At 50.0% G+C, this 17,534-nt stretch carries 13 protein-coding genes, 2 tRNA genes and 1 pseudogene; 7 read left to right on the top strand and 9 right to left on the bottom strand.

Translation table 11 applies throughout. The annotated features are described in order from the left end of the window. Positions 1 to 45 precede the first annotated feature (45 nt). Together ACR0L1_RS06650 and ACR0L1_RS06655 are read left to right on the top strand one after the other, a co-directional pair. The gene (locus ACR0L1_RS06650; protein WP_480857783.1) at positions 46 to 540 is read left to right on the top strand and encodes a mismatch-specific DNA-glycosylase; all 495 of its coding nucleotides are present in this window, start codon (positions 46 to 48) and stop codon (positions 538 to 540) included. An 82-nt stretch (positions 541 to 622) separates the two neighbouring features. Continuing rightward, positions 623 to 1,612 (top strand): hypothetical protein, encoded by a 990-nt coding sequence (locus ACR0L1_RS06655; RefSeq protein ID WP_480857785.1) that lies wholly within the window; start codon positions 623 to 625, stop codon positions 1,610 to 1,612. A gap of 196 nt (positions 1,613 to 1,808) precedes the next feature. On the opposite strand, the gene ACR0L1_RS06660 is transcribed toward ACR0L1_RS06655, so the two are convergent. Further along, positions 1,809 to 1,884 (bottom strand) — tRNA-Thr (locus ACR0L1_RS06660). Positions 1,885 to 2,047: 163 nt separating this feature from the next. Between ACR0L1_RS06660 and ACR0L1_RS06665 the strand changes: the two genes are divergently transcribed. After that, the gene (locus ACR0L1_RS06665; protein ID WP_480857787.1) at positions 2,048 to 2,956 is read left to right on the top strand and encodes a hypothetical protein; all 909 of its coding nucleotides are present in this window, start codon (positions 2,048 to 2,050) and stop codon (positions 2,954 to 2,956) included. Positions 2,957 to 3,004: 48 nt separating this feature from the next. Here ACR0L1_RS06665 and ACR0L1_RS06670 read toward each other — a convergent pair. Continuing rightward, positions 3,005 to 3,124 (bottom strand): annotated as a pseudogene (locus tag ACR0L1_RS06670) (GapR family DNA-binding domain-containing protein); the annotation flags it as partial. A 730-nt stretch (positions 3,125 to 3,854) separates the two neighbouring features. Between ACR0L1_RS06670 and ACR0L1_RS06675 the strand changes: the two are divergent. From ACR0L1_RS06675 to ACR0L1_RS06685, 3 genes are read left to right on the top strand one after another with little or no spacing between them, the layout of a single operon-like run. Continuing rightward, positions 3,855 to 5,279, top strand: a complete 1,425-nt coding sequence (locus tag ACR0L1_RS06675; RefSeq protein WP_480857789.1) for a hypothetical protein — start codon at positions 3,855 to 3,857, stop codon at positions 5,277 to 5,279. Further along, complete coding sequence (locus ACR0L1_RS06680; RefSeq protein WP_480857791.1) at positions 5,245 to 8,700, top strand: tyrosine-type recombinase/integrase; 3,456 nt, start codon at positions 5,245 to 5,247, stop codon at positions 8,698 to 8,700. The genes ACR0L1_RS06675 and ACR0L1_RS06680 overlap by 35 nt, the downstream gene beginning before the upstream one ends. After that, positions 8,693 to 9,430: a hypothetical protein gene (locus ACR0L1_RS06685; RefSeq protein ID WP_480857793.1), complete on the top strand. Its 738-nt coding sequence runs from the start codon at positions 8,693 to 8,695 to the stop codon at positions 9,428 to 9,430. Before ACR0L1_RS06680 ends, ACR0L1_RS06685 begins: the two co-directional genes overlap by 8 nt. 150 nt (positions 9,431 to 9,580) lie before the next feature. On the opposite strand, the gene ACR0L1_RS06690 is transcribed toward ACR0L1_RS06685, so the two are convergent. From ACR0L1_RS06690 to ACR0L1_RS06720, 7 genes are all read right to left on the bottom strand, one after another. After that, positions 9,581 to 9,889, bottom strand: coding sequence for a hypothetical protein (locus ACR0L1_RS06690; RefSeq protein ID WP_480857795.1), 309 nt, complete (start codon positions 9,887 to 9,889; stop codon positions 9,581 to 9,583). Positions 9,890 to 9,969: 80 nt separating this feature from the next. Continuing rightward, positions 9,970 to 11,268: an AAA family ATPase gene (locus ACR0L1_RS06695; RefSeq protein ID WP_480857797.1), complete on the bottom strand. Its 1,299-nt coding sequence runs from the start codon at positions 11,266 to 11,268 to the stop codon at positions 9,970 to 9,972. Between the two features lie 2 nt (positions 11,269 to 11,270). Continuing rightward, positions 11,271 to 11,762: a hypothetical protein gene (locus ACR0L1_RS06700; RefSeq protein WP_480857799.1), complete on the bottom strand. Its 492-nt coding sequence runs from the start codon at positions 11,760 to 11,762 to the stop codon at positions 11,271 to 11,273. 226 nt (positions 11,763 to 11,988) lie between these two features. Beyond that, positions 11,989 to 12,082, bottom strand: a tRNA-Ile gene (locus tag ACR0L1_RS06705). A gap of 414 nt (positions 12,083 to 12,496) precedes the next feature. Next, complete coding sequence (locus tag ACR0L1_RS06710) at positions 12,497 to 12,724, bottom strand: hypothetical protein (RefSeq protein ID WP_480857801.1); 228 nt, start codon at positions 12,722 to 12,724, stop codon at positions 12,497 to 12,499. 1,643 nt (positions 12,725 to 14,367) lie between these two features. Further along, positions 14,368 to 15,912 carry a ShlB/FhaC/HecB family hemolysin secretion/activation protein gene (locus ACR0L1_RS06715; protein WP_480857803.1) on the bottom strand — a complete coding sequence of 515 codons (1,545 nt, stop codon included), beginning with the start codon at positions 15,910 to 15,912 and terminating at the stop codon, positions 14,368 to 14,370. Between the two features lie 218 nt (positions 15,913 to 16,130). Further along, positions 16,131 to 16,922 (bottom strand): SdiA-regulated domain-containing protein, encoded by a 792-nt coding sequence (locus ACR0L1_RS06720; protein ID WP_480857805.1) that lies wholly within the window; start codon positions 16,920 to 16,922, stop codon positions 16,131 to 16,133. Between the two features lie 320 nt (positions 16,923 to 17,242). On the opposite strand from ACR0L1_RS06720, the gene ACR0L1_RS06725 reads away from it, so the two are divergent. Further along, a partial coding sequence (locus ACR0L1_RS06725) for a hypothetical protein (RefSeq protein WP_480857807.1) occupies positions 17,243 to 17,534 on the top strand: 292 nt, incomplete at its 3' end.

The raw sequence follows: 17,534 nt of genomic DNA on the forward strand, positions 1-17,534 counted from the left end.
ACTTCGCTGTATCGTTTTGTGACCAACCAATTGTGGGGTAGTCAAATGCTACCAGACATTCTCCAAAAAAACTTGAAGTTAATCATTTGCGGAAATGCTGCCGGAAAAGAGTCGGGAAAACGTAACAACTACTATTCCTCCTCAAGCAACAGCTTTTGGAAGACCTTGCATGAAGCTGGCCTTACTCCAAGAAGACTAACCCCGATGGAAGATTTTACACTTCCAAGTTATGGAATTGGCCTCACTGACTTGGTTAAGGGTTACTCTGGACCGGATAGCGGTCTACCCAAAGAACAGTTGGAAAACCACAATTTAATAAATTTGATTGAACGCTACCAACCAAGAGGGTTGGCCTTTAATGGGCTCCAAGCTGCCAAGAACGGTCTGAACCTGAAAGATCGGCCGAGACCCGGTGAGTTCATGCATCACGGCTTTGATACAATAAGAGTTTGGGTCCTACCTAGTACTTCTGGTCGAGCTATCCGCTACTTTTCCCTTCAACCGTGGGAACAAGTCTCGAATTGGCTGGAGACAGCTTAAGATGAACTCCGCCAAGGATTTTTATATAGTCCCAAAAGTTTAACGGTCTCAAATAATTGAAAAACAAGAAAGTCTGTGGAGCATGTCTGAATACTTCTTAATTGAACACTTTATTGGCGGAACCAGGAAAGAAATTGACCAGGGGCAATTTGAAACATTAGTCATCTGTAATAAAGTCATCAAAATTATTTGGGATTGTGAAGACAACTTTGCGCTTCTGGGGAACTCATTTGTAGAGTTTGAAGAGCACTTATTGAAAACTGGTGTTAGGTTCAATTACGGTCAGGAAGTGCGCCAAAACTCAGATCATTTCTTCGATATTGCCAGGCAAGAAATAAACTTGAAACTTGTAACTTTTTTGACGGCGGCTCGTGTTTACGAAGATCAGTTGTATTCGCAAACATCGCAACTTTCAAAACTGACAGGTAAAGCTGTCGATGTAAGAGAAATATTCCGATCTGCCTTTGATAAGCGCCTGGAGTACAGGGTAATGACCGCCCTTCGAAATCATGCTTTGCATCAAGGGCTGCCTTTGGGAACCATAAGTCTTGGCACCGCAAACTTTTCAGATCCAGATGAAGATATAGAAGAACCTCCAAGCCGGTGCCGCCTCACTGTCGACCCAATGATAGATGCAAAAGAGCTGATTGCTTCAAAAAAGCTCAGGAAAAAAACTAGGTCGGAGGTTGAGAAATTGGGTTGCAGGTTTTTGGATTTGAAGTTCCTCGTCCGCAGCTTTGTATCAGAACTTTACAACTGTCATGAAGCCGTTCGTGCTGTCTTGGAACCTACTCAAGAAGAAGCATTACAAGGCCTCCAAACGGCTCACGAAGAATTGGCGCAAGTAAAAGGTGGAGAGGTAGAACCGAAGCACGTTTCCGTAGTCGCGAGTTCCGATGGTGTGAAAGAGCAAGAGGACTACATTGATTTTTCACAAAAAGGCCGGCTAGTTGAAATCCAAAATCATTGGACTGGCCTTAAGTCGGCAGACAGAGCGTACATATCTTCAGAAGTTTCAATTCGGGCAGACACATACCCTTCGCATCACCCAGAAATTTGGATCCCTAAATAGAGGCGATCTTGTATCTGAGAAATTCTTGAGGGCAGCCTATGTGCCACCGACCAGCACTTTTTGCCATTTTAAACCAAACGTAATGATACCTACTACGATGCGCCAAAGCATCCTGCCAAGCGAGATTCGATGGCGTCCTATACGCGTCCTAACAATCGATTATAAAGGGCAGAAACCATTTAAGGTATTGATTTTATGGTGCCCCCACACGGACTCGAACCGCGGACCTACTGATTACAAATCAGTTGCTCTACCAGCTGAGCTATAGGGGCACTGGGTGTCGATTACTTTCTCTGCCGCGCGACTGCAAGCCCGAAATTTCACCGCAACTTAGGGAAATTCTTGTTTCGTCGTTGGCGAGGCAAGCGAAGGGTTAGTTGAGGCGGGTTTGACTGCGCGGGTTGCAACCTGTAACCCGACAAACGAGGCAAGAAGATGCAGGGACGAGAGCCGGATATGCAGTTTGCGATCCACGCTGGAGCCGCTTTTACGGATCAGGGGCGGCTGCAAAGGTCGCTTCAGGCGAATGGTGCGTTGCTCAGCGAGTGTGGCGCGCGGTTCTTTGGCCCTCGTCGGTATCGTCAGTATTTCAAACCGAATTTCGGCGGGCCGGATATTCGAACTCTGTCACCTGACGCAATCAAGAAAATGCGACTGGCCTTGCCTGTGGACGCGGCGACCAAGCGTGCCATTTTCCTGAACGACAATTTCGTGGGTGATCAGGGGAATCTTCTGCGCGACGGCCAACTTTATCCCGATGCCGGGCGCAGGATGGCGCTGTTGCAGCAGGCCTTTCCAGAAGAACCTATAAATCTGTATTTCGCCCTTAGAAATCCGGGCAGTTTCATCCCGAAACTGCTGATGGCCCTGCCCGACCCAGATCGGGAAGAGATTCTGCGCACAACAGATCTAAGCTGTCTGAGCTGGATTGGCATGATCGAGGATATTCGTGATCTCGCCCCGGATGTGAAGATTACGCTTTGGTGCAACGAAGACACCCCCCTCATCTGGGGCAATGTTGTGCGCCAAGTCAGCGGGATACCCGAAACCGCAGCCCTGACCGGAGAATATGACCTGATCTTGTCGTTGTTGACTGCAGAGGGGCAAGTTCTGGCGCAGGCAGCCTTGGACACTGAAGCCAACGATCCTGAAGCCCTTCAGATCCAGTTGTTCCACATTTTTGAGGAACACGCCGAAACGGACAGGCTTGAAGAGGAGCTTGAGCTTCCCGGATGGAACGCAGAAATCGTTGATGCATTCTCGGAGCTGTACGAACAGGACGTAGCTCGGTTGGCAAATATGAGCGGGATTCAGGTTCTGAGCCCGCGCAACGCGCCCCTCTAGGTATTGAGGGATGGGCAAACGCCAGGTGTGGGCGTTTGCAAAGGGCCTTTAGCTCATGCCAAGCGCTTCTTTGTACATTTCAAGGACCGCCTCTTCCTCGGCAATGTCGTCCTTGTCGCGTTTACGCAGGGCAATGACCTTGCGCATCACCTTGGTGTCGTAGCCTTTTACCCCCACCGCACGAATGAAACCTTAGCAGCAAAACGAATTCTAATCTTTATGTTTTATTAACAATTACTTGTGACGCCTCTCACTTTCTAAGAAGCATTGACGCCAGCGCAGTGTTACACTTTCGATTAGACTGTCGGATGCAAAAGTTTCGGCCAATCACTTCGCAGCGGTTTCACCCAAAAGAGGGTGACCGCCGCGGAGCCCTCAAATAGCTCAAGCGGTGGTCACCCTCTTTTTGAGAGCAAATCAGTTTAGGTCACGCTAAGAAATTTTGCTCCGTATTCTGCCAACTGATACAGCTTCGCCAAACTCAATGTGCGTGGTGCCGAAATTATTGTGACCCTACAACAACAACCTACCAGATAAACTCGCAAGCGGCTTACGTGCCCGCACAAGAATAAAAAGCCCACCGAAAGTATTGGAATTCGCTCTATTCTTTGAAACCTGTCAACAACATTAACATGTATCTAATCACATTCTTTTTTATGAATATAATTGTGCGATTTCAGAGTTGAAAAAGCGCGGCGTGCGAAACAGCCTTACCCACAGCAATCAACTGTACAAATTCGCCAATGCTCTGTTTCTCATTCGAAAATTCTAGATGGCCGGCTGTTCAAATGAACCTTGTGGTCGTCAAAAATAGCGAACCGCCGCTCGCCAAAGCCTTACCTTCTGGCAGAGTGCTCCATCTTTTCTGCCGCATTCTTCGTTGTTGTAGAGGTATGTAGTGAACCATCCTATTGCGACAGCCGTAACGATGCGTGTCAATGGCGACGGCTTTACTCATTTGCCTATAGTCTTCGTAATGAAAGCCGGGGGAGTCGAAATCGACCAGAGCGCGGCTTTTTGGGCGAATTCTCTAGTCCAACGACACAAATTACCCACTGTCGAGACCCGGATCACAACTCTGGTCCAGTTCTTTAACTTTTTTCACCTATTTCGTGGAAACGAACAGTTTTCGATTGAGGAGAAAATAAAATCTATTTCAGCATACCTTCTTTGGCGCATCGAAGGGACAATCGAAGTCGGTCCAACAAATCCACTCAGCAAACTTGCTTGGCAGGGTGTGAAAAAACAGATCGCGTCAAACGAATTCGCATATCTAGTTGAGTACTTCGAGTACACAGCAACAGAATCAGCAGAAGTCGAAAATCTAGTTTCCAGACGCGCAGAGGCAGGAGAGATTTCAAGGAAACTAATTCGTAACAATGATGACGGCGGGCTGTTCGCACACCTGAAAAGAGCACGCGACTATTGGGCGGAACACCATCCATTCATACGTGATGTACCGATTTGGGTTCGGCCCATCCAGTACGTTAGTCAATACCGCCCCTGCCCGTCCCTCGACGAAGCTCTCGACATCATCCGCTTGGAAACAAATCCAGTGTTTAGAGCACTTTGGATTGCCTTAACGTTTGGATCTCACCGGATCAGCGAATTCCTGAACGTTTGGCAGCAAGATATTCTACCTGGCTCGTGCAGAAAGGACTTTTTTGGCTCAAGCAAAGCAGAAGATCAAACTTTGATCCTAATGGCTCATCCGGAAGACAGCACCTATTTGGGGGAGCCGGGATTTAGGAAAGGTTGCACGCGAAGCGAATACCTCAAGAAAAAATACGGTCTTATACCCCGCAGTCAGCTACCGCGTAAGGCAGGTCTGCGGGCTGGTTGGAAATCGATGGACATGCGAGGGGCTCACTTAACCGCAGATACATTTTGGTTACATCCCAACGCCGCTGTTGCATTCGATGAGTGCGCGGAGGTCATTCGGGCCTTTCATTTGCGGCATCGTACAAGCAACCACCATCCATACTTTTTTGTGAACTTGTTTGGTAAGGGCGACAGCCTCGGTCAGCCACTTCGCATGAGGAGAATTCAGGACGCTTGGGTTTCTGCATGTAAACGTGCCGGAGTCACTCCCCACAAAAATGGGCGCAACATTCAAGGCCTTCGGCATCTAGCGAAATGGATCGCTGAACAATTGATCGAATTGGATGCCTCGGACATCCAAAAGGTTCGTGGTGACAAAAGCTTGAACACGCAAAATGCGTACGCCCGCGATGCTGCAATTCTTCTCAACCGAATAAAAAAATCTCAATTCAGTGAAGGACTTCTAGATGCACCCGGATCGGAAAAAGCTCTCAGATGTTGAAAATGGCCGTTGGTTTGCGAATGGTACGGATCGTATTCTCTTGTTGAAGGAGACCACACGGCAACTGCTGTTGGACGAACTGGAAGATTGTGAAAACCAGTATCGTGATGCGATTGCAGAAACGTTGCTATCCACTCCAGCATCGGTGCATTCACATCCACTTTCCCGGGTCAGAACTCCTGCTGATGTTCCGAAGTTTGAGGCAGAACACGGAAAAAGTGCACCACTCTTTTTGTCAGGCACAATGGATGACTCTGGCAACTCAGAGTCTTACAAATTTCTTTACGTCAAGCAGAAGCAAGTGTTTCGTGAGTGGTTGATTTCCAACGGAAATTGGCCTTCTCGTAAAAGACCTGATGGTAGCAAGTACTATCCTATGAGGGGTCACGGAATTTCCATTCACAGCATGATTTTTTGCTTAAACAAACATGAGCTCTCATCTTTAATGAACTCTGTGTTGGTTGACAGCAAGACACGTGCCAGTTTGGGTTCAAGCATTTGGGAAAATTCGATTTCTGCCGACTTTGCTCCTGTCAGGAAGTTCATTCATTCGAATTCGCACTTGAGCGTCAGCGCCCTGCTTCAAAAACTCTTCACAGATCACTTACAATCGGAAACTTCAAGGAGGGGGAAGCCACTCCCTGGGTTTGGGGCTACTCGGCGCGGCGCACTAACATTCCTTATTCATTTGGCGTCGAGGCAGATCCTGCTATTGCCAATAGAAAAGGTTGCCGCACACTCCAAATCAATTGCTTTTTTGTTTACATCCGTATGGCGTCCGAGGCTGCTTGCGAAGTTCTTACCCCAACATATCTACGAGGAATTAATTCACTGCACCCTAGCCGACGTTTCTAGGTTTCCTGCTAAATCCAAAAAAGTCTCGCGACGCCTCAAACAATCAGATCTGATCGCGCTCTACTTTGGTACAAACTATTGCTCTGAACCGGGTTTCAAACCACAAACACTTGAATTGGCGAGAACTTTCTTGGCATCAAGTGTGCACGGCTTGCGGGCATACTGTCGGGACTGCATGGAATTTTATAAGGTTCCTAATAGCATCCGAGCAGAGGTGGAGAAAACGTGGTCGGCGCGACAATCTGCAAGTGTTCTGAAACATCGCCCATTTGCGCTATTTACAGAGCACCCAGTCAAGGCGAAAGCACTATTCAAGGTTCAGTTAAACACGTTCGAACATCGAACACAGCTGAAGTTTCCTGGGAACGGCTTCAACGTAAACATCCACGAATGGGCCAGTTTACTGGAAGATACAATCAGTACAATTCATGGGCGAAAGAGCTTAGCGGATTACGATGCGGCTGGAGTAGCCTGGCTTACTTACCTGCACACTCTTTCTGATGAAGAGAGGCCGACCGGGTTTCAAGATGTGAAACGAAAGCACCACATCAATGACCCTTCGGACATCACAAAAGCTACCTACGCCGCGTTCTTGGCTAGGAACGGAATGGATCCGCTCTATTTTATGCGCCCAGTGCACCAGTTGTACCTACGATGGTCTAACGAGCACGAAAAGGAAAGTTCTAGCCCTTTTCGGCCTGGAGTAGATTGGAAGAACCGAAACACAACTTTTGGCACTCATCGCAGAGCAATTCCCCCTGACATTGCTAAGGTTCTTATTACGGAAAATGCAAAGCCTTCAAACGATGGCAAGCCATACGCCTTATACATAAATTGGAAGGCATCGAACAAATCCACTACGACGCGGCACATCAACGGCAAGTCGATTGACGAGTTAGTACCAGTCGTTCCTGCCGTTTTAGATTGCATTCTAACGTTTGGACTTAGAAGCGATTCCGCTAGGTGGTTGGATAGCGGACAAGCGGACAGGTACTATGTCGATATTCAAACCAAAACCAAGCGCTTGAATAAGTCCAGAGACCGGGCACACGACCTTCAAAACGGATTCTTACAACTTTTGGAGATAGAGCCAGGAAGAGAAGTTTTGTCTTTAAAAGTTCTGAAAGACAAAACGATGAAGGTGCTTGAAATCCCTTTTTTCCCTGAAAACTTGGCAAAGCGCCTACTTTTCTTGAAGAAGGTTCAGGAAAAATATTCTCCGCTGGATCGACCGGTGTTGGCGATGAACAGTAATACGAGAACAAACGATGCAGATCTCTATCCACTGATTTTTCCGTTGATGAGGGATCCCAAGTATTTCGACGGACGCGCAGTATCTCGAGGAAAGGTCGTAACTTGGTGGAAGTACCTGCTGAGGCATTGTGAGGTTTTGTACAACGCTCAGCAGAAAGATCTGCTGGGAGACGATCACGTGTATTTTTCGTTTTTCGACCAAGTTGGTGCACCACTTTGGGACATCCACTCTATCCGCGTTTCGATAGTGACAAACTTGCTGGAACAAGGCGTATCACCGTCTATTGTTCAAATGTTAGTCGGACATCGATCCCCGACAATAACAATGCACTACAAGGCGGTTGAGCACGCAAAAGTGCATCAAGTGCTCAGCGACATGCATCAGCGTGTGTTGGCGTCAATTAACAAGGAAATTCTATCTGCGGAGACCGAGGACGAATTAGAGCAAGCATTGAATCGCGCTCTAGGCGGGATCGTTGCACTGGAGGAGAACGAAGGTATTGCAAAGGCCCAAGAAAACTTGAGAGGCGCAACAAATCTCGCCAACGGAAAAGAGGCCGTGACCGTGTTCAGCCACGGTATTTGTCCTGGAGGTGTTTGCGGCCAAGGTGGGCGAACGAAGGGAACTGTCCGCACGGGAGTACATCGCTCCAAGGCATGTTCTCGTTGTCGCTTTCGGATAACTGGGCCCGCGTTCATCCGAGGCCTAATCATGAATGCAAACCTCATCATGAGGGAAATTGGAGAAAGTACGCGCGCCGAAATTAGGATAAACTCGGAGATCCGCAATGCTCGTCGAAACAATGAACCTACAGCCCACATCGAGTCTAGGAAGCACCAAGAATTGGAGTTTCGCGGAGAGCTGTTTGCTGACTGGGCGGCAGAGTATCAGACTATCAAGTCTGCAATACAAATGCTGTATGATAACGAAAATTCGAAAAATCTCCCTTCGAATCTGCCTGAACTGAGCGCCGTTATCCGGCACGAACATCATTTCAATCTCTTACAAGACGTGCTTGATTCCTCCGATCTCATACCGGGTGGTAACCTCGATATCCCAACAGGTGTTCGCGATAGCAGGGACAAAATTCTTCTAGAAATATTGCGGATGAATGGAGACACCCGGCATTTTCTACTGAATGCAAACGAAGTTGTGGAGAAGAAAAGTCTAGATCAATTCGGCAAGCTGCTTTCAAAAATTGACCGGGCTAATACAGAAGAAGATGTGATCTCGGCATTGCAAGACGGTTCTCAACAATTGCCAGATAGCATTCTGGCCATGCTTGGGCTGGAAGGCGGAGAAGATGATTGAAAGGAAGTTGTCCGAACAGATCATGCTGCGGCTCAAATCAGAGGCTCTCGAGTCCAAGTTTCCAAACAAGCGGCTGGGAACACTGGGCAGGTTAGAAAAAGCAATTGATGCCATCGAGAGTGGAGAGGCTGCCAAGATTGTCTTAGATCCGTCCGCATCCCTCTCCCGTAAGGAGATCAATCAAACCAATATTGAAATATTCGCCAAAGCCATGAATTGGCAAGGCCCTGTTAGGAATACAATCTCAAGAGAGAAAGGCCTCAACGAATACATGTCGCAACGCGTGGCAGAGTGCAACGAGCAAAAGAAACCGCAGGGGGTTACGCATGAATCCGCGATTGAAGCTCGCCTTCTGGAAGTAAAACCCATCGAAATTCAACAATTCTTCCGCCAAGAAGTGGAAAAACGCCGAAGCGCGGAACACAGACTGCATCTAATTGTAAATGGGGTGCGCCAATTGCCCGGCATAGACTTTTCAACTCTCATCGAGGTCGCGTCTGGCAAACACTATGGCAAACCTAAATCCTTTGTAATTCAGGACGTAACTTCAAACGACAGAAAAGCCCTAAAGAACTTGCTAGCGCGGTTTCGCGATGACGCTAGCTTGATTGGGATGGGACTTCAAAGAGACGGCGGGGATATCGTCACGCCTCAGCAAGCAGAAGTCATCTTGGAAAGTGAACTTGATGCGCTAGAACGTTTGCTAACTCAGGCTAACCTTGGTTCTTGAGGTTACGACGAATTAGACCCCTCAATTGACCAATGCAGAGCAGTTGCACCACTCTGGCGGGCGGCTGGAACATATGACCTGTGCATTCCAATAATTGGCCAATATCCCAGCGAAAGCTTCGACCGTGCGCATAGTATGGCCAAGAATTCCCTACTCCTTTTGCTCCGCGAGCAGATCCAGTAGTACATTTTGCCGACGGACCATCCGTTCCAGTTCCGCCGCCAGTTCTTCCGCTTGCCCCTTAGCTTCACGAAGCTCGCCTGCGAGTTTAGCCACTCTTGCTTTTTCGCTTTTTGGGGTGCGCTCATAGACGGCGATAAGTTCGAGAAAGAGAGCGGTTTTAGCTCCTTTCCCATGGCCTGCAAACTGGACGGCCAGTGCGCCAAAATGCTCAAACATTTCCTCCGAGACCATGAACTGGAGCGGTTTGGTTGCAGTATCAGACTTCGTCGTCGTCATGGGTTTCTCCTCTAAATTTTGATGTCGTCACGATCTGTATTGCCGGGAGACCAAATTTAGCTGCTTCCTCGTCGCGCAGATCATGCAGACGGCAGTTCTGTCGATTTCTCATGGAGGTATCCGTGCACCAGCCGCCCCAGAATGCGGATGGATTTATGCACCTTGTACGTGTCAGCCAGTGCTTCGACCTCGCCGATATCAAGCGAGAAGAACTCCCGCCTGAGACCGTGGTCCGCCGCATATCCACCGACGAGACTGTTGATGATGGCAGGCACCTGCTCTTGCGTGGGTTGCGGGATCTCATAGACCTTGCAACGGCTCCGCAGCGGTGCCGAGATCTTGTCAAGCACGTTTGCGGTGAAGATCCAGTTCACATGTGATGCATCGACTTCAGTGGTCAGGTATTTTTCCCGGTAACGCCTGGCTTCTTCGGGCTCCAACAGACCCAAGAGTTCACCCTGGATATCCCCGTTTCTACCTGCATGGGTCTTGTCGATCTCGTCCAGGATAATGGTGGGATTTAGAATGCGCGCCGAAGCGACGGCCTGGGTTACAATGCCCGGATGGGCGCTATGCCACCCCGCGGACAAACCGAACAGATGATTTTCCGAAATACCGCCCACATTGGCAGACTGGGCGTATAGCCCAAGTGCCTTGCAAAGCTCCCTCGAGAATTTGGTTTTGCCGATACCAGGAGAACCAACCAAAAGCGTCGGTCGGAACCGGATGACATCGGATCCCATTCCCCAATTCAATTCGATGTCGTGAGCAATGCCGTCGATGGCCCGCTTGCAGTGCGGGAAACTTGTCGTCAGCAAGCGAACCTTCTCAAGGTGATCCGGAACTTTGAGGCGCGCGAACTGGCCGCTCCATTCAACCAACTCCTGGATGTGTTTTGGCATTTCGTTTTTGAGATTGCGCGGCAGGTAATCAAAGTCGCTTTGGCCGATGAGGTAACGCGCGTCGAGCTTATTGGGATCTTCATCAGACCCACCATCTTCTGCGAGCTTCGTCTGGTAGCTTTTGACGAGTAATTCAGCGACCTGGTGCCACACATCCATGCTGGGCATCTGGTTGATTGCGTCGGCCGCGTAAGATGTCGGGATCGGGTCGTCTTCTTTCAGTTTGTCGATCTCGGTTTGTCGCCAGTCTGTGTCGTCCGAAATGGCATACATAGATGCTTCAGCGCCCCTGCTTTTGATGACCTTGAACGCGTTTTCAGGTGGCTGCTGGTCGATAATGCGCGCCTTGAGTTCGTCCCATTCACGCTTGTCTCCAACAACTTCAACAGCGCGGCGCACAACGTCCTGAAACTCCCAGTCGAACCCCGAGAGTCGTCTGACTTCAGCGTCTTCCCATTTCCGTCTCGTGAGCACCATTTCTAAAGTCCTTTGGAGACGCAGCACGGGCACCGATGACCGGTTGCCGTCCAGGCAATCTGCCCCAAGTAGCCGCAACTCTGACACCGGAGTGGATCGTCCGGCAGGTGTTGGATGTTGAACTTGGGCTTCGACTCACTGGTGTTTTCCACCATGCGGTGCATGCACCAGCAGCACATGTTGACGATCCAGGCATCGATGACCTGCGTCCGGCAGCTGTTTCCGCACCGCTCACAACTGCGATTGGCCTCAGTGATCGCAGCCACAATGTCCGAATCCTGGTAGCCGTCGGTGTTCGCGCGGCTGTAGTAGATACGCAGCTCGCCAAACTTTTGCTTGATCTGATGAACCTCGGGGGCAGGCCTTTTTTGCTCAATCGCGCGCTTCTTGACGCGCTCAAGCGCTTCTTCGACGATCCGGATCCAGCCCTGGCACTCCTTTCCGAGTTCACTGACGACGCCGTTATGGATGTCATCCCAATCAATCACGGACATAACTGCCTCCCGTTTCTCGACGGTGATGCAGGGGCAACTTGGTCCTGTATTCACAGATTGTGTCCGCAACCAAGTCTCGGAACATGGACCACCAGAGACTTGGTCCCGCTGCGCGCAGGTGCTGTTTACATTCCTGATTGTTTTGTTGGTGGGTTGCGTTCCTAGGAAGCCAACCGAATTCATGCTGTGTCTTACTTTCCGGCACAAGAATTTCCTCCTTTGAAAATGGTAGGAGGCGTCGGAATCGAACCGACTCGTGCACTCTAATCTGGAGCTATCACAGGGGTATAAGCCCCGCCCGCATACCAATGCTGCCTCCCACGGGTTTCGCGTGGGCTATCGACCTCAGGCCGATATTCGGTGGCAGATGATGCGTGCGTTTGACATACGCTAAGGCTGGTCCAATTCCTGCGCCCACGTCAAGACGGAAACTGAAGCGCCAAAAGATATGACCTATAATAGTTTGAAAATAATAAATTATTTCCATCAACATTTTACGAACATGCAGTTTGAATACCAGCTCACATGATTTCGCTAAGTGAAGAATCGACCGATCCTGATGCGCACAGAAATCGTACTTGCAGCGTCATGGAAAAACACCCTGAGAACACTTGATGCGAGTAGCGTTCGTCGGTTCCGCAGTCTCAGGAATAGAATCGAGCGCAACGAAATCGAGCGTGCTCCCCAAGGCTTTGATGGCTTGAGGACCCACTGTCACAAGGAAGGTGAAAAAGTCACTCGTCGTCGTTTTCGGAGAATTCCTTTCGAATCCTTTTCTGATATTCGATGTCGTCAACAAGAATTGCTCGAGTCTTGGTCTTATCTAAGAATACTTTTTCAATTTCTTCGTCTGTAGCCGCTTTCGGCTCTTCGGGCAGGTTTCGCCATGTCAGCCAACATGCTGCTAAACCAAATACACCGATGCCCACGGCGAAGATTGAAATGATCTGATCAGGCTCCATTCGCTCATTTTATCATAGCCATCCTAAGTGGAGAAAACACTTCCGCACTCGCGGCGCGAACCGGACGTTCAATTCAAGACTTTGTGGTTGCGGCATCGCGGACCGAGCTCCAATTCGGTGCCGCGCAACATCCCGACTTGGGAACTTCAGCAATGCGCAGAAAGCTGACTTTGCAAAGTTGCCGTTCAAAGTTTCGCTTGCCCGACCTGACCGTCCCAGATGGTCGGAGGCTCTTATTGGAAGTGCGGCACTTTAGATTGTTGGCCTAATTGAGGCAAATTTAGGTACAGAGCATTTTTGGGCTACGTCAGCCAACGTAAACGCCAGGGAAAATGGGCAATACGAAATCCAATTATCCAGATGACAATTGACGAACTATTGGTCGACTAATCTCATTGTCCGAGCAAAATCTACCATGCGAGCTTCAGCGCTGCTTTCGTTTGACCGAAATAATGCATCCAGAATGTTTTGGATGCCTTGCAGGCACATCCCGTGCCATTGCGTCCACGTTTCCCAGGTGCCGTAACGCTCCGTTGTTCAGCAATACACCTCGCCCAGCATCATAACGGCGCTGTCCAAATCCGCTGGCAACGCATTCCCAGTCTTCCTTGGCGGCCGTGTTGCGAAATCTTGGTAGGTCATGCGGGTCGTGCCTTCCAGGCGTTGCTGCGACGTGATCGTGTTTCTTCGCATTGCTTTGGTGGGTTAAATGGTGGGTCACTTGAGTTGTGCCAGGTCGCTGGACAGTACCGGTTGTCGGCCTCGGCTTGGGCCGCATGATTGTCACGACGCCTTGTGGTTTCGGATGTCCCGGGACGGCCACGTGAGTTGCGGTAGGTTTTGGTGTCAACTGTGGAACCTGGCCAGGAACCGCCGTGGGAATCTGATTGGGGATTGCGGTTGGGACAAGCGGTGGTGTCGCTGTATTACCGCTGGGTTGCGGAACACGGCCGGGTACTGCGACCGGAATCTGGTTTGGTGTTGCGTTCGGGACGAGCGGTGGCACGGCAGTTTGACCGGTGGGCTGAGGTGGGACCTGACCAGGAACTGCGACTGGTATTTGGTTTGGTGTTGCGGTGGGCACAAGTGGCGGCACCGCTGTTGGGCCGGTAGGTTGAGGCGGAACCTGGCCAGGGATAGCTATCGGAACTTGATTGGGAGTTGCAGTCGGAACTTGCGACGGCACCGCGGTAGGACCGGTAGCCAATGGTGGAACCTGATTGGGAACGGCTGTCGGAACCCGGTTTGGTGTCGCGTTTGGTGCCAAAGGCGGAGTTAGGGTCGGCGCTACTACCGGCGTGGGAACCTGACCAGGAACCGCTATTGGTGTCGCAATAGGAACCTGATTGGGAATTGCGTTCGGGACCGCGCCCGGCGCAAGGACTGGAACAGTAACGGACGTGGGCGTTTGCTGCGTTCCCTTAGGCGGCAACTGATTTGCCACCGGCTGAGTTGGGCCAGTAACTTGATTACCTGCTCCTTGCCCACCAGCCTGCCCGCACCCTTGGCTCGACTGGTGTGGGTTCCCTACGCCTCGGCACCACCCGTAGTGATTTCCGCGGGCAAAGACCTGAGTAGCGGCCAGTTCCGCAATTAGACAAGTTGCGGTAAGTACAGCAATTCGGTTCAGTTTCATAACATCCTCACCAACTTGTTGTCAGAGCAAGATACGCGCCAGGATCTCCAGAGTCGGTCAAAGGGCCGTCTCTCAAAGGGACACCGACGTATCCGGACAGGAATAAATTTCGCTTGAACTCGATGTCCAAACCCAGACCTGTGGATGCCAGTGTAGCATTGTCAACTTCAAAACTCGCAGGGTCATTGTTCGAGATGTAACCCACGTCGAAAAAGGCAAAGGGCGTTAAGCGATGTATGCTCTGGGAACCGGGGAAGTAGGAATGAGACACCTCGAAAATCGCGGAAATCCCGGAATCACCATCCACTTCGTCAAAACGATATCCGCGCAAAGCATAACGATCACCAAGGAAGTACTCTTCGACTGAGGGCAGCCGGTCTGTTGTGTACTGCCCCCAGATCTCGGTGCGCCAAGCTGTGTTGGGCGCCAAACCTGTTAGCGGGCTTTCGTATCCGATGCCGCCCCTTAGATGCCAGAATGAAGAGTCCCCGTCGTCAAAATTCGCGTCTGTCGTTTCATTTTCATTGTCGCCAAAAGATAAGGTGAATCCCGCTTCCAGAGCTTGTCCTTTTGAATAGTTTTGTCCGTAAAGATATGTAAGGCCAACGACACTTGCGTCACTGGACAGTGGAACGCCGCCACTGACTGAGTCCGCTTTTGAAAGGCGATAATCCAGCAGAAAATATCCATATCGGGCTACATCTCGGATCACGGGGTAACCCATCGCAATGGTGAAGTTCTCGCCGTCTATATCTGTTCTCGCAAAGCTCCCTGAGAGGTCACGTTTTGCGTTTATGTTCCCGTAGAAAATCTCACCGTATAGACCATTGCTGTTCAGCGGTGTGCGATAGGTAAGAGCGCCCCATAAAGAGTGTTCATCGTCTTTGTCCCAATTGTAGTTGCCTGAACCCTCAAATCGCAGCAAATCCCCGACGGTCAGCGTTGAATAAAACTCTTGTACGACATAGAAACTGAGCGCTTCTCCAAGCTCTCGCGGAGGGTTGTCGAGTGTCGCGCTGCCTGCTTGCTTGCGCAGAGGTTCTCCCAATACTCTCAGCCGCGCGCCGGCCTGATCTGGATAGTCAAGTTCGGTCGACAATTCCAAGTCAGGTAAATCCTCGGCCAGCATGACAGCCCGCTCAAATCGTTTCAGTGTTATGGGGTAGGAGGTGGTGAGAGGCTGAAAAATCTTCTCTAGTGTCTGGAAAGTACGCGTATCCACGCCTTCAATTTCGATGGTTTGAATACGCCCTTCATCAACAACAATGCTCTGCCCGTCGGGACCAGGCCAGGCCTCAGCCAAGAAGTAACCGTCTTCCCGGTATATCTGAGTGATCGTTGATGCGACTTCCACCGCTGTGATGCGCCCTGACCGATTGAAGGCCAATTGACCGGCAAAAGTTAGCAGCTCATCCGTATCATACACCGTTACGCCGCTGACCGAGTGCTGTGATGCAATGTCCCAAGTTTGGGCAATGCTACTTCTAGGAACTGATGCAGTTGCCACAAGAGTGCAAATGATCGCAAAAACAATCGAGCTGAATACGCGCATTTTTGACAACCTTTAGGTGACTGAGCCTGTAGAAGTCTAATGCTATTACGTCGTTCGCATGTGTGAACCTTACGCCATTCGAATATATTGATGTGTGATGTTTTTAAGAAACACAGTGAACAGAGCGCAAATTTACTTAATGCGCCGCACATACGACGGCGCTCATAAAACAATCCCGCTTTCTAACCAGCTAGAGTAGATAATTAGCAGGACAGTCCTCACAACTCCGGTTGCTCAAAAACATAAAGCCGCGATTTCTTGGCATCGTCTGTCAGGATATAGAGAAGCCCTCTGGTCTCATCGAGAGCGATCCCTTCTGGATGTTTAATTTCTTTTTGTTTTCCATCTACTGTGAACGTCAAACTGATAGACCTTACTGACTTGGATTCTGGATTGTAGACGAAGATTTGACGGCCTTTGTCGCTCACAATCCAAAGAGAACGTGAGGACGGGGACCATGCTAAGCCGCTCAAATCCAGTTCATCGTCATTCACGCGATCAGACACAAAACCAGATTCGCGATCCAGAGGGAGGATTTCCTCAATCTCAGTTAGCTCTGGTGACAACATCAACAACAGCCGCGGCTGTCCTTCGATAACTAAGAAAACCCGCCCGGATTCTGGGTCAACGGCGATGCCTTCGGGTCCCTTGTTCAAAGGGTTGCCGACGAGTAATTCAGCGGCGGTCGGGTAACCTTTAAGAGATGCGAGAGGTATTGTCGTCAGTTGAAGGGGGTTAGTTGGGTGAACGACTAGGATTGATCGATCAGTTTCCTGAAGCATCAAAACAGAACCATCTTTTCGTGATGCGACGCCCTCCAAATCTGACCCCGCCAATGCTGGTAACTTGAAAGAGTTTCCTAAATCCCCGTCGACTCCAAGTAGGTGCAGTTTAGGTTCAGCGTCGCTTACTGACCACAAGAAGCCTTCGGCGTTGGACAAAGACAATCCGGAAGGCTCCGAGAAGCCTTCCGATTTATCCGCCACCTTGAAGGAGTCGATGAGTGTCAAGCCAGGTCTCTCGGCATGGGCGAACTCGCTCCATGCTAGAAATGCAACAGTCGCGCTTGCAAAAGAAGCCAGTGTTCCAAGCTTGGGGAAACACAGTGATAACGCTAGTTTTGACCGAAGCAGCTTGTGTTCTGACATTGGTTTTTCTCGCGCTTGGACCAAATCCCTGTATCAGCGTTCGTATCACAGTCCGGATGCGATGTCCGAAGAATGCACGGTAATCTCTTTACCTGATCTCGCCTGTTGCGATTGAATTGAATGGGGCACGATGTGCCCTTGGTGAAGCGTAATCCTTTGACGTGAGCAGGAAGGAAGACAAGTTGAATACGACCCTCACATTTGTGACCGTTTTGTTAATGCTGCTGTTGCCAGGTGCTGCGGTGTCACAAGTTGACCCTGCGACGATGCTGGCCGGGGCTTCGGAGTCGAAAATTGTTATCGAACGCCAATGGACGCAGTTTCGTGGCAAACAGGAACTGTATTTCTTTACTCTCGATGTGATCGTCACGATCATTCTGGCGGGCTTGATCGTCTATCATCCGGTGAGACGTAAAGCCCGTAGAAGCGTCCGCGACATAGTTATGCCAAGGCTTTTCTTCCTGTATGCGCTTA

Source organism: Ruegeria sp. J8, from assembly GCF_056531925.1.

What these genes read in the sequence shown, in the direction of transcription:
- ACR0L1_RS06650 (WP_480857783.1), top strand. Translation starts at nt 46, where the DNA reads ATGCTACCAGACATTCTCCAAAAAAACTTGAAGTTAATCATTTGCGGA.
- ACR0L1_RS06655 (WP_480857785.1), top strand. Translation starts at nt 623, where the DNA reads ATGTCTGAATACTTCTTAATTGAACACTTTATTGGCGGAACCAGGAAA.
- ACR0L1_RS06665 (WP_480857787.1), top strand. Translation starts at nt 2,048, where the DNA reads ATGCAGGGACGAGAGCCGGATATGCAGTTTGCGATCCACGCTGGAGCC.
- ACR0L1_RS06680 (WP_480857791.1), top strand. Translation starts at nt 5,245, where the DNA reads ATGCACCCGGATCGGAAAAAGCTCTCAGATGTTGAAAATGGCCGTTGG.
- ACR0L1_RS06685 (WP_480857793.1), top strand. Translation starts at nt 8,693, where the DNA reads ATGATTGAAAGGAAGTTGTCCGAACAGATCATGCTGCGGCTCAAATCA.
- ACR0L1_RS06690 (WP_480857795.1), bottom strand. Translation starts at nt 9,889, where the DNA reads ATGACGACGACGAAGTCTGATACTGCAACCAAACCGCTCCAGTTCATG.
- ACR0L1_RS06695 (WP_480857797.1), bottom strand. Translation starts at nt 11,268, where the DNA reads ATGGTGCTCACGAGACGGAAATGGGAAGACGCTGAAGTCAGACGACTC.
- ACR0L1_RS06700 (WP_480857799.1), bottom strand. Translation starts at nt 11,762, where the DNA reads ATGTCCGTGATTGATTGGGATGACATCCATAACGGCGTCGTCAGTGAA.
- ACR0L1_RS06710 (WP_480857801.1), bottom strand. Translation starts at nt 12,724, where the DNA reads ATGGAGCCTGATCAGATCATTTCAATCTTCGCCGTGGGCATCGGTGTA.
- ACR0L1_RS06715 (WP_480857803.1), bottom strand. Translation starts at nt 15,912, where the DNA reads ATGCGCGTATTCAGCTCGATTGTTTTTGCGATCATTTGCACTCTTGTG.